This is a genomic window from Xanthomonas sp. fls2-241-TYG-148, assembly GCF_030208815.1.
In the GTDB taxonomy this organism is placed as follows: Bacteria; Pseudomonadota; Gammaproteobacteria; order Xanthomonadales; family Xanthomonadaceae; genus Xanthomonas; species Xanthomonas campestris.
On sequence record NZ_JARVTE010000009.1, the window covers coordinates 300,731 to 311,323 of the forward strand.

The 10,593-nt window shown below is 65.7% G+C and carries 12 protein-coding genes; 4 read left to right on the forward strand and 8 right to left on the reverse strand.

Going from position 1 to position 10,593, the window contains the following annotated elements:
• Nucleotides 1–6: 6 nt before the first annotated feature.
• Genes purN through purM form a run of 4 tightly spaced genes read right to left on the reverse strand, consistent with a single transcriptional unit; the run spans nucleotide 7 to nucleotide 2,803 of the window.
• The gene (purN, locus tag QRM60_RS12005) at nucleotides 7–675 is read right to left on the reverse strand and encodes a phosphoribosylglycinamide formyltransferase (RefSeq protein WP_285446262.1); all 669 of its coding nucleotides are present in this window, start codon (nucleotides 673–675) and stop codon (nucleotides 7–9) included.
• Nucleotides 662–1,279 carry a DUF2238 domain-containing protein gene (locus QRM60_RS12010; protein WP_115557449.1) on the reverse strand — a complete coding sequence of 206 codons (618 nt, stop codon included), beginning with the start codon at nucleotides 1,277–1,279 and terminating at the stop codon, nucleotides 662–664. The genes purN and QRM60_RS12010 overlap by 14 nt, the downstream gene beginning before the upstream one ends.
• A gap of 23 nt (nucleotides 1,280–1,302) precedes the next feature.
• Nucleotides 1,303–1,761: a hypothetical protein gene (locus QRM60_RS12015; protein WP_014508467.1), complete on the reverse strand. Its 459-nt coding sequence runs from the start codon at nucleotides 1,759–1,761 to the stop codon at nucleotides 1,303–1,305.
• Nucleotides 1,762–1,777: 16 nt separating this feature from the next.
• A complete protein-coding gene (gene purM / locus QRM60_RS12020; RefSeq protein WP_115045130.1) occupies nucleotides 1,778–2,803 on the reverse strand; it encodes a phosphoribosylformylglycinamidine cyclo-ligase in 1,026 nt (341 codons plus the stop codon).
• A 129-nt stretch (nucleotides 2,804–2,932) separates the two neighbouring features.
• Here purM and QRM60_RS12025 point away from each other — a divergent pair, with 129 nt between their 5' ends.
• From QRM60_RS12025 to hda, 3 genes are read left to right on the forward strand one after another with little or no spacing between them, the layout of a single operon-like run.
• A complete protein-coding gene (locus tag QRM60_RS12025; protein ID WP_285446263.1) occupies nucleotides 2,933–4,045 on the forward strand; it encodes a DUF2066 domain-containing protein in 1,113 nt (370 codons plus the stop codon).
• Nucleotides 4,042–5,208, forward strand: a complete 1,167-nt coding sequence (locus QRM60_RS12030) for an AI-2E family transporter (protein WP_012437783.1) — start codon at nucleotides 4,042–4,044, stop codon at nucleotides 5,206–5,208. The genes QRM60_RS12025 and QRM60_RS12030 overlap by 4 nt, the downstream gene beginning before the upstream one ends.
• Nucleotides 5,205–5,906 (forward strand): DnaA regulatory inactivator Hda, encoded by a 702-nt coding sequence (gene hda, locus QRM60_RS12035; protein WP_076038613.1) that lies wholly within the window; start codon nucleotides 5,205–5,207, stop codon nucleotides 5,904–5,906. Before QRM60_RS12030 ends, hda begins: the two co-directional genes overlap by 4 nt.
• A 17-nt stretch (nucleotides 5,907–5,923) precedes the next feature.
• Here the strand turns inward: hda and murU are convergent, their stop codons facing one another.
• From murU to QRM60_RS12055, 4 genes are all read right to left on the reverse strand, one after another.
• On the reverse strand, nucleotides 5,924–6,634 hold the full coding sequence (gene murU / locus QRM60_RS12040; RefSeq protein ID WP_285446264.1) for an N-acetylmuramate alpha-1-phosphate uridylyltransferase MurU: 711 nt from the start codon (nucleotides 6,632–6,634) through the stop codon (nucleotides 5,924–5,926).
• Nucleotides 6,631–7,668 carry a phosphotransferase gene (locus QRM60_RS12045; RefSeq protein ID WP_115001239.1) on the reverse strand — a complete coding sequence of 346 codons (1,038 nt, stop codon included), beginning with the start codon at nucleotides 7,666–7,668 and terminating at the stop codon, nucleotides 6,631–6,633. The genes murU and QRM60_RS12045 overlap by 4 nt, the downstream gene beginning before the upstream one ends.
• A gap of 55 nt (nucleotides 7,669–7,723) precedes the next feature.
• Complete coding sequence (locus QRM60_RS12050; protein WP_011037910.1) at nucleotides 7,724–7,996, reverse strand: GlsB/YeaQ/YmgE family stress response membrane protein; 273 nt, start codon at nucleotides 7,994–7,996, stop codon at nucleotides 7,724–7,726.
• A 163-nt stretch (nucleotides 7,997–8,159) separates the two neighbouring features.
• Nucleotides 8,160–9,653 (reverse strand): M20 family metallopeptidase, encoded by a 1,494-nt coding sequence (locus QRM60_RS12055; protein ID WP_285446265.1) that lies wholly within the window; start codon nucleotides 9,651–9,653, stop codon nucleotides 8,160–8,162.
• Between the two features lie 157 nt (nucleotides 9,654–9,810).
• On the opposite strand from QRM60_RS12055, the gene QRM60_RS12060 reads away from it, so the two are divergent.
• On the forward strand, nucleotides 9,811–10,185 hold the full coding sequence (locus tag QRM60_RS12060) for a helix-hairpin-helix domain-containing protein (protein ID WP_008572623.1): 375 nt from the start codon (nucleotides 9,811–9,813) through the stop codon (nucleotides 10,183–10,185).
• Nucleotides 10,186–10,593: the final 408 nt, after the last annotated feature.

Below are 10,593 nucleotides of genomic sequence, written 5' to 3' on the forward strand. Positions count from 1 at the left end.
TCCGCGCTAAACGAGCGCGATGCCAGCGGACTCTAGTCGCAGTGGTGTAAACAGGCACTGACCGTCGATATGCACGCGCCCGTCGGGCGTGGTGACCCGGCCGCTGGCCAGTAACCGCAGCGTGGCCAGCAGTAGCGGGTGTTCGCGGTCCAGCACCCGCGCCGCCAGTGACTCGGCGGTGTCGTCCGGCGACACCGGCACATGGGCTTGGGCGATCACCGGGCCAGCATCTAGTTCCGGCACCACCAGATGCACGCTGGCACCGTGCTCGGCATCGCCGGCCTCCAGCGCCCGCGCATGCGTGTGCAAGCCGCGGTATTTGGGCAGCAGCGAGGGATGGATGTTGAGCATGCGCCCGGTGAAGCGGCGCACCAGGGGCTCGCCCAGGATGCGCATGTAGCCAGCGCAGATCACCCAATCCGGCTGGACTGCGGCGATGGCATCGCCCAATGCACTGTCGAACGCCGCGCGTTCGGCGAACGCGCGTGGGCTGGCGCTCCAGCGTCGCGACGCGTCCACTTTCTGCAAGGCCGGCGCCTGTTCCCGGTCGGAAAACACACCGACCACCTCGGCCGCCAACTGCCCGTCGGCAATCGCATCGAGGATGGCCTGCAGATTGCTGCCGCGCCCGGAGGCCAGGACGGCCAAGCGCAGGGGGGCGTCAGTCGCGTGCATTGCGCAGTGTTCTCACAACAGGGTAGGCGGCCAGGCTGCCGATGGTGGCCAGCAGCATGTCGGTATGTGCATCCCACATGTCGCCCTGCTGCCCGTTGTAGGCTTCCGCGGCCTGTGGCGACAGCAGCAGCGCAATACCCCACTCGAACCATTCGTACACCAGGCTGACGCACATGACGGTCATCACCGTCAGCCCAAAGGCCTGGCGCAGCGTCAGGCGTGGCCAGCGCCGTATCGCCAGTTGCGCGACGGCCGGCGTGAAGCACACCCCGAACAACAAGTCGATCAGCCGGTCGAAATGGTTGCGCGTCCAGCCGAATGTGGCGCCAGGCGACCAGTGCAGCAGCTGTTGGCTCCATCGCTCGTAAGGCACATTGGAATAAAGCCAGCGCGCGCCGATGCAATGCATGCAGATAAACGCACAAATGGCGACGAACGCACCCGTGCCGAGCGGCCAGCGGCGGTCTGCCCAGACCAGTGCGATCAATCCGAGCACCGTCAGCGAACTATGCAATGCCTGCTCGACCGGCCACAGCGGTGCGATCCAGCTCGCCCCGAACACCACAACAGTAACGATCAATGCGGCCAGCTTGAGGCCGCGCAATGTGCGTGTGCTCACGGTGGATATCAGGTGCCAGTTGTCGCAGTGACAAACAACGCCTTGACCTGCGGTCGCAGCAGAACCACCAGCGTAAACACGCCGACCACGGTGCCGAACGGCATGAATGAGCAGGAAATGCCGGCGACGATCAGGCACAGCAGATGCCGTCTGCGCTGGGCGATGCAACGACCGGCATACGCCATGAAGCCGGCCAATGTCAGGCCGCAGGCGATGAAGCCTGCCGCGAACACCACGAAGAACCAGCCGAACCAGCGGGGATCCATCTCTGGCGCGTCGGCATTGGTCGTGGTCATCGGCAGGTGGCCGGTGACGATCGCCAGCCCCATGAACAAGTGGATCAACGGGAATAACGAAAACAGCCCGGTGATGCCGGCCAGCACGTAATGGAAGATCGACAGCAACTTCAGCTGCTGCAGATCCTCGGCGGTGGCAGTTGTAGAGACGTAAACGGGCGCGGCTTCCATGCGGGTGCTCCTTGGGTCAACCAATCCGGACGCGTTCGTCGCCCTGTGCCGTCACCACCTGGCCAATGCGCCAATGCGCCAGCGAGTGCGCGTCCAGCGCCTGTTCCAGCGCGGCGGCCTGCGCCGGGGCGGCGACCAGCACGAAGCCGATGCCGCAATTGAAGGTGCGCCACATTTCGGCATTGGCCACGGCGCCTTCGCGCTGCAGCCAGGTAAACACCGGCGGCAAGGTCCATGCCGTGGCGTCGATGTCCAGGCCCAGGCCGTCCGGGATCACCCGGATGATGTTCTCGGTGAGCCCGCCGCCGGTGACATGCGCCATGGCGTGGATCGCCTCGCCGTGCGACTTGAGCAGCGCCAGGATCGGCTTGACGTACAGCGCGGTCGGCGCCATCAGCGCATCGATCAGCGCCACGCCGTCTTCCAGCACCAGATCGGCCGGCGAGCCGGCACGCTCGTAGATCTTGCGGATCAGCGAATACCCATTGGAATGCGGTCCGGAGGAGGCGATGCCGATCAGCACGTCACCCTCGCGCACCTGCGCGCCGTCCAGCAGCTGCGATTTTTCCACCGCGCCAACGGTGAAGCCGGCCAGGTCGTATTCGCCTGGCGGGTACATGTCGGGCATCTCGGCGGTTTCGCCGCCGATCAGCGCGCAGCCGGAGAGCTCGCAGCCGCGCGCGATGCCGCCGACCACCGCGGTGGCGGTGTCGATATCCAGCTTGCCGGTGGCGAAGTAGTCCAGAAAGAACAGCGGTTCGGCACCTTGCACCAGCACGTCGTTGACGCACATGCCGACCAGGTCGATGCCGATGGTGTCGTGGCGGCCGAGTTGCTGGGCGAGTTTGAGCTTGGTGCCCACCCCGTCGGTGCCGGAGACCAGCACCGGCTCCTTGTACTTGCCGGACAGGTCGAACAAGGCACCGAAGCCGCCCAGGCCGCCCATCACCTCCGGTCGAAAGCTGCGCTTGACCAGGGGTTTGATGCGTTCGACCAACGCATTGCCGGCATCGATGTCGACGCCCGCGTCACGGTAGGTCATGGGCGAGGGATTGGAAGGCGTTGGGCTGGTCACGGGTGGGGTGGCTCGGCGGTAAAGGCGGCGATTTTAACAGCCACGTTGGCGCTAGCGTCCCATTCGGGCAACAATTCACCCGGATACGCTTACGTCATGGAACCGTCGATGCGCCGCAGTCTCGCTTTCTTTCTCGCCCTCGTGGTCGCCATGCCCGTGTTGCCGGCCTACGCCCAGGCCGATCTGCGCACCGAAGGCGACGTCGCCAAGGCGCAGGGCGCCTACGATGCCGAAGTGCCGGTCAACAGCCAGAGCGAGTCGGATCGCCCCGGCGCGTTGGCGCGTGCTCTGGGGGCGGTGCTGGGCAAGGTGTCCGGCGACCGCAGCGTCATGAGCCGCCCCGGCGTGCCGCAGGCGCTGCGCAATGCGCCCAACTACGTCGATCACTACGACTACCGCCAGGATCAGGGCACCTCGCGCAGTGGCGCGCCGACCTTCCGCACCGTGCTGGTGGCGCGTTTCCGGCAATCCGACGTCGACGGCCTGATCGCCGCGCTGGGCCTGCCGGTGTGGCCGCAGCCGCGCCCGAAACCCGTGCTGTGGCTGGCCATCGACGACGGCAGCGGCCCGCGCCTGGTCGGCGTGGCGCAGGCCAACGCCGCGCGCAGCGTGCTCGACCGCGCAATCGAGCGTGGGTACCGGCTCGGCCTGCCCGGTGGCGCGGCCGCCGAACAGGCCCTGGCCGGCGCCATTTGGCGCAAGGACACCGCCGCCGTTGCGCGCGCGTCGGCCAAGTACAGCCCGCCGATGCAGTTGATCGGCAAGCTCTACCGCACCGATAGCGGCTGGACCGCCGATTGGGTGTTCGTGGACAACGGCAACGTGCTCTCCAGCTGGACCAGCAGCGACGGCGATGCCCGCCGCGCGATGGCCGCCGGTGCCGACGGTGCCGCCGATGCACTGGTCAAGCGCTACTCCAAGCGGGTGGACTCGGGCGTGCCCGGGGTCTACCGCGTGGTGATCACCGGCATCAGTAGCGCCGACGACTACCTGCGTGTTTCCGCCGCGCTGCAGGGCGTGTCGGTGGTACGTAGCATCCGCCCGGTGAGCGCAAATGGCGATCGCATGGAGCTGGACCTGGAGCTGCTCACGGGCATTTCCGGGCTCAACCGTATGCTCGGCGACAACAGCCCGCTGATCTCGGTTTCCGTGCCGACCGAAGGCCCCATCATTCTCGAAAACGAGCACGCCGAGTACCGCCTCAAATGATCCTGACCCCCGAGGCGGAAATCGCCCAGTTCCTGCGCCGCCTCAAATGGGCGGCGGTGATCGTCGGCGTGCTGTGGGTGGTATCGCTGCTGTCGCCGATCCTCACCCCGTTCGTGCTGGCGCTGCTGCTGGCCTGGCTGGGCGACCCGCTGGTAGACCGCATCGAACGTGCCGGGCGCTCGCGCAACATGGCGGTCACCCTGGTCTTCATTCTCATGGTGCTGCTGGTGGTGCTGGCGCTGATGATCCTGGTGCCGATGATGGAGCGCCAGATCATGACCTTGATCGATGCGCTGCCGCAGATGCGCGACTGGGCGATCGGCACCGCCATTCCCTGGCTGGAGCGCCGCACCGGCGTGGAGTTGATGGGCTGGCTGGACCCGGAACGCCTGATCGAGTGGATCCGCAGCCACTGGGAGCAGGCGGGCGGCGTTGCCAAGACCTTCTTCGGCTATGTCTCACGCTCGGGCTTTGCGATGGTCACCTGGGTGATCAACCTGGCCTTGTTGCCCATCCTGGCGTTCTATTTCCTGCGCGACTGGGACCGCATGGTGGAGCGCGTGGCGGCGGTGATTCCGCGTGCCTACATCGGCACCGTGAGCCGGCTCGCGCTGGAGTCCAACGACGTGCTGGGTGGCTTCATTCGCGGCCAGTTCCTGGTGATGCTGGCGCTGGGCGCCATCTATGCCACCGGCCTGTCCATCATCGGGCTCAACCTGGGCTTGCTGATCGGCATCATTGCCGGCTTCATCAGCTTCATTCCTTACCTGGGCGCCACTACCGGCATCGTGTTGGCGCTGCTGGCAGCGATCGTGCAGGCGCAGGGGTTCGACCTGAAATTGCTGATCGGCGTGGGCGTGGTGTTCACCGTCGGCCAGCTGCTGGAAAGTTACGTGCTGACCCCGCGCATTGTGGGCGACAAGATCGGCCTGCACCCGGTGGCAGTGATCTTTGCGGTGATGGCCGGCGGCCAGCTGTTCGGCTTCCTTGGCATGCTGCTGGCGCTGCCGGTGGCGGCGGTGGCCAACGTGCTGCTGCGCTATGCGCATGAGCGCTACACCCAGAGCGATCTGTATGCCGGCGAGCGTGCTGGCATCGTGTTGCAATCCGGGCCCGAGCGCAGCGTGATCATCGACGCCAGCAAGGACGCGGATCGGTCGTGAGCGTGCCGCAATTGCCGTTGGCGTTGCGTGCGCCTTCCGACCAGCGACTGGACAGCTATATCGCCGCACCGGACGGTTTGATCGCGCAACTGCAGGCGTTCGCCGCCGGCCAGCTGAGCGACTGGCTGTATCTGGCCGGCCCAAGCGGCACCGGCAAGACCCATCTGGCCTTGTCGGTCTGCGCGGCGGCCGAGCAGGCCGGGCGCAGCTCGGCCTACCTGCCGTTGCAGGCGGCTGCTGGCCGCTTGCGCGATGCGCTCGAAGCATTGGAAGGGCGCAGCGTGGTGGCGCTGGATGGCGTGGACAGCATTGCCGGCCAGCGCGAGGACGAAGTGGCGCTGTTCGATTTCCACAACCGTGCGCGCGCTGCCGGGATCACGCTGCTGTACACCGCCCGCCAGATGCCAGACGGCCTGGCGCTGGTGTTGCCCGACCTGCGCTCACGCCTGTCGCAATGCGTCCGCATCAGTTTGCCGGTGCTGGACGACCTTGCACGCGCGGCGGTCTTACGCGACCGCGCGCAGCGACGCGGGCTGGCGCTGGACGAGGCAGCGATCGATTGGCTGCTGACCCACAGCGAGCGTGAGCTGGCCGGGTTGGTGGCCTTGCTGGACCGGTTGGACCGCGAATCCCTGGCTGCGCAGCGGCGGGTGACGGTGCCGTTCCTGCGCCGCGTGCTCGGCGACCGCACGTCCTGACGACGGCGCTGCCGCGCTCAGTCGCGGCGCTGAGTCAATTGTGCATCCAACTCGGCCAGCCGCTGTGGTGTGCCTACATCGGTCCAGCGACCACGGTGGTGCACGCCATCGATCCGGCCAGCGGCCATCTGCGCGCGCAGGATCGGTGCCAACGGGAAGCGCGGCGGCGCCTCACCGGCGCTGGAAAGCGGCCCGATCACGCGCTCCCACGCGTGCAATAAGGCAGGGCGATACAGGCCGATGCCGGCATAGGTGAGTGTCGGCATTGCCGTGCTGCTCACCTTGCCCTCGTCAGTCAACGCAAAATCCGCGCGTGCCGCATAGGCTGGCGGGTCGACCAGCACCAGCGTTGCCAGGCTGTCGGGTGCGATGTCGAGCGTGGCGAAGTCGATGTCGCTCCAGATGTCGCCATTGACCAGCAGGAAGGGCGCATCGCCGAGCAACGGCAGCGCGTGCAGCATGCCGCCGCCGGTTTCCAGCGGGGTGCTGCCTTCGTAGGAATAGGTCAGACGCAGCCCGAAGCCGCTTCCATCGCCCAGCACTTGCGGAAACTGCGCAGCCAGCCACGACGTATTGATGACCACCTCGTCCACGCCCAGTGCAGCCAACTTGCGCAGATGCCAGACGATCAACGGCGTGCCGCCCACCGACAGCAGCGGCTTGGGCGTGTGTTCGGTCAACGGACGCATGCGCTCACCGAATCCGGCAGCGAAAATCAACGCCTTCATGCGGCGGTTCCATTGGCGTTGCCGTGTGCCATGCGTGCGGCCAGTGCGGGTTTGATCTGCTGGTCGAGCAAGTCGATCAAGGGTGCCAATTCGGCATGGCGCGGCAACACTTCGTCCAGGTAGGTGATGAAGCGCGGCACGTTGTCCAGGTACCAGTGCTTGCCATCGCGGTAACTCAATCGCGAAAAAATACCGAGGTTTTTCAGATGCCGCTGCACGCCCATCCAGTCCGCATCGCGCAGGAACTGCGGCCACGCCGGCACCGGCAAACCGGCCGCCTGCGCACGTGCGTGGTATTGCGCCAGCCACGCGTCCACGCGCGCCAGCGGCCAGCTCACCGAGGTGTCCTTGAACAGGCTGATCGGGTCGTAGGCGATCGGGCCGATCACGCAGTCCTGGAAGTCCAGCACCGCTGGGCCGTCCGCGACCGGCATCAGGTTGCGCGGCATGAAGTCGCGATGGGTGAACACGCGGGCTTGCGCCAGCGCGTTATCCATCAGACGGCGTTGCACCAGCTGCAATTGTTCCGCGTGCGCGCAGTCCAGCTGCAGGCCAAGGTGGCGGCCAAGAAACCATTCCTCGAACAGGCCGGCGTCGCGTTGCAGCAGCGCTTCGCCAAACACGCCGCTGCCCTCGGGCGGCGGGATGCGTTGCAGCAACAGCAGTTGGCTGATCGCCGCCTCAAGCAGAGCATCAGCCGTGGAATCGGTGAGCACCTGTGCCAACGTCGGCACCCCCAGGTCTTCGAGCAACAGCAAGCCTGCATCCAGGTCGCGCGCCAACACCTGCGGCACGCGCACGCCGTGCTGCTCGAGCAGGTCGCGCATGCGCAGCCATGGCGCGACATTTTCCAGATCCGGCGGCGAATCCATCACGATGCGATCCGGCCCGGCGCCCTGGCTGCGCCAGTAACTGCGAAAACCGGCATCCACTGACGCACGCTGCAGCGTGGCCTGTGGATCGCCCAGTGCCTGCCGCGCCCACTGCAGGCGCTGGCTGTCACGCGAGGTATCGGAAGAAAGCGATGAAGTCATGGCATGGCGCACAGTGAAACGGCGCGCAACGCACGCCGCAGAAAGGAGGGATGTCTTAACGTTTGCTGCCGCTGAACAGGCGCAGCAGGGCCAGGATGGCGATGGCGCCGAGCAACGCGCCCAGGAAACCTGCCGGTTCGCCGGCGTGGTACCAGCCCATGTAGCGGCCAAACCAGCTGGCCAGCAAGGCACCGGCGATGCCCAGCACGATGGTCAGCAGGCAGCCCAGCCGTTGCGTGCCGGGCGTGATGAAACGTGCCAGCAGACCGACCACGAAGCCGACCAGGATGATGTACAGCCAACTGTCGCTACCAAACAGGTTGTTCATTGCAGCACCAGCGGGAAGAAGAGCGGCAGACTAGCATTGCGCGTCACCGACGCCATGTGCAGATCGACGCGGGGTGATTGCACGGAGCGCTTGCAGCCGTGCGGTCAAGACAGCCAGCCGGCCCGCAGTGCGCCAGGCCGGCCGATCGTCGCAGTGCGCTGCCTCAGCAGCAGCCGTGTCCACCATGCCGGGTGCCGCTGTCCGCTGCCACCGGCGAGCCGCTGGTCTCGCCACGCAGGCAGGCGGCGTGGTGCTCGGCGATCACCTTCGAGACGCAGGCGGTGACGCGCTTGCCCATCGGGATGTGCAGGAATTCGTTCGGGCCATGCGCATTGGAATGCGGGCCGAGCACGCCGGTGATCATGAACTGCGCACCGGGGAATTTCTCGCCCAGCATGCCCATGAACGGGATCGAGCCGCCTTCGCCCATGTACATCGCCGGCTTGTCGAAGAAGGCGCGGCTGGCGTCGTCGATGGCTTTCTCCAGCCAAGGCGCCATGCCTGGCGCGTTCCAGCCGGAGGAGGCCTTTTCCAGTTCCAGCGTGACCTGCGCGCCGTTCGGTGGGTCGCGCAGTAAGGCCTGCTTGAGCAGCTCGCCGCAGGCCTTGCCGTCAGCAGTGGGCGGCAGGCGCAGCGACAGCTTCACCGCGGTCTGCGGACGCAGCACGTTGCCGGCCGAGGCCAGCGGCGGCATGCCATCCACACCCGTGACCGACAAGGCCGGGCGCCAGGTTCGGTTCAACACCAGCTCGGTGAGGTCCTCGTGCATCGGCACCAGCCCGTCCACCATCGGAAACTTGTCGAAGATGGCCGTGTCCAGCGTTGCCGCCGCACTGCGGGCCTGTGCCAGTCGCTCGGCGGGCACGTCCACGTGCAGGCCATCGAGCAGGATGCGTCCGCTGGTTTCGTCCTCGATCCGCGACAGCAGCTGGCGCAGCAGGCGGAAGCTGGACGGCACCACGCCGGACGCGTCGCCCGAGTGCACGCCTTCCTCCAGCACCTTCACGGTCAGGTTGCCGCCGGTCAGCCCGCGCAGCGAGGTCGTGCACAACAGCTGCTCGTAGTTGCCGCAACCCGAATCCAGGCACACCACCAGCGACGGCTTGCCAATGCGCTCGGCCAGATGGTCCACATAGGCGGGCAGGTCGTAGCTACCGGATTCCTCGCAGGCTTCGATCAGCACCACGCAGCGCGTATGCGGCAAGCCTTGCGCACGCAGCGCCATCACCGCAGCCAGCGAGCCGAAGATCGCGTAGCCATCGTCCGCGCCGCCGCGCCCATACAGTTTGTCGTCGCGTAGCACCGGCTCCCAGGGGCCGAGATCGGCATCCCAGCCGGTCATTTCCGGCTGCTTGTCCAGGTGGCCGTACAGCAGCACGGTGTCCTCGCCCGACTCCGACCCGGTGGCCGGGATCTCGATGAAGATCAACGGTGTGCGGCCTTCCAGACGCACCACCTCGACCTGCATGCCGTCGATGGCCTGGGCGCGTGCCCAGGTTTCCATCAGGGTGACGGCCTGTTCCATATAGCCATGCGCGACCCAGTCGGCATCGAACATCGGCGACTTGTTGGGGATGCGGATGTAATCGACCAGTTGCGGGACGATCTCGCGCTCCCACGTGTCGCTGACGAATTGGTCGATTTTGGCGCTATCCATACGGGCTCCGAATGCGTGACGTAATGGCACATTCTACGCCGCAGTCAGGGGGTAGGGATTTCCCTACAAGGCACCGCGCAGTTCACCGGCTGTGTGAAAAGTTCGTTGGCGATAGGATTGCTGCATGTGGCGCGGGACACTGGCTCCGCCGGCAGGAATGCTGGCTAGGACCATCACCCAAGCCACAAGGAGCGTTGCAATGAAGTCATTTACCGTAGTCCTGAAGTCCCTGCTACTGGCGTTGTTGTTGTCCTCGAATGCGTATGCACTCGACAAGGTCGATATCAACACCGCGTCTGCTGAGGAATTGGACAAGGTGCTGATGAATGTCGGGCGATCAAAAGCCGAGGCAATCGTCGAGCACCGTCAGGCAAACGGTCCCTTCAAAAGTGCCGAGGAACTGGCACTGGTCAAGGGCATCGGACTCAAGACGGTCGAACGGAATCGAGACCTGATCGAAGTGGGCGCCACGATGGCTCCCGCCAAGAAGGCTGCCAAGGGGGCGGCGGTGAAACCGGTGGGACGGCGTTAAGGGGAAGGGATCCGAGATACGGTTCGACGCGAGGATGCGTGGCCGCAACCTAACTGGACAGGATGTCTGGGGGATGGCTGGAAGCCGACAAGGACGTGAAATCGCCCGGTGTTGCACTTGGATGTGCAGCCGGGCGTTTTTCGTTTGGGTGGATCTGAGCGGCCTTCACCATGATGCTGCCGTAGTGAAAGGCACTGCACGGAACACAGCGGAGGCAGGCGCATCCTACGTAGTCTAGGCGTCGAAGTGCTGCGAAGCCTCGGCCTCAATGAAGCATGCCGATATGTTGGAGTGAAGTGCTCCAGGCGGCCTAACTAGGCTAAGAACCTGTTCACGATCTTCTGAGTAATAGGGCCAAGAAGGCCAAATGGATGAACTGCAGGCTGGTGTTGAGTTTGCGCTCGCAGT

What these genes read in the sequence shown, in the direction of transcription:
- purN (WP_285446262.1), bottom strand. Translation starts at nt 675, where the DNA reads ATGCACGCGACTGACGCCCCCCTGCGCTTGGCCGTCCTGGCCTCCGGG.
- QRM60_RS12015 (WP_014508467.1), bottom strand. Translation starts at nt 1,761, where the DNA reads ATGGAAGCCGCGCCCGTTTACGTCTCTACAACTGCCACCGCCGAGGAT.
- purM (WP_115045130.1), bottom strand. Translation starts at nt 2,803, where the DNA reads ATGACCTACCGTGACGCGGGCGTCGACATCGATGCCGGCAATGCGTTG.
- QRM60_RS12025 (WP_285446263.1), top strand. Translation starts at nt 2,933, where the DNA reads ATGGAACCGTCGATGCGCCGCAGTCTCGCTTTCTTTCTCGCCCTCGTG.
- QRM60_RS12030 (WP_012437783.1), top strand. Translation starts at nt 4,042, where the DNA reads ATGATCCTGACCCCCGAGGCGGAAATCGCCCAGTTCCTGCGCCGCCTC.
- murU (WP_285446264.1), bottom strand. Translation starts at nt 6,634, where the DNA reads ATGAAGGCGTTGATTTTCGCTGCCGGATTCGGTGAGCGCATGCGTCCG.
- QRM60_RS12045 (WP_115001239.1), bottom strand. Translation starts at nt 7,668, where the DNA reads ATGACTTCATCGCTTTCTTCCGATACCTCGCGTGACAGCCAGCGCCTG.
- QRM60_RS12050 (WP_011037910.1), bottom strand. Translation starts at nt 7,996, where the DNA reads ATGAACAACCTGTTTGGTAGCGACAGTTGGCTGTACATCATCCTGGTC.
- QRM60_RS12055 (WP_285446265.1), bottom strand. Translation starts at nt 9,653, where the DNA reads ATGGATAGCGCCAAAATCGACCAATTCGTCAGCGACACGTGGGAGCGC.
- QRM60_RS12060 (WP_008572623.1), top strand. Translation starts at nt 9,811, where the DNA reads ATGCTGGCTAGGACCATCACCCAAGCCACAAGGAGCGTTGCAATGAAG.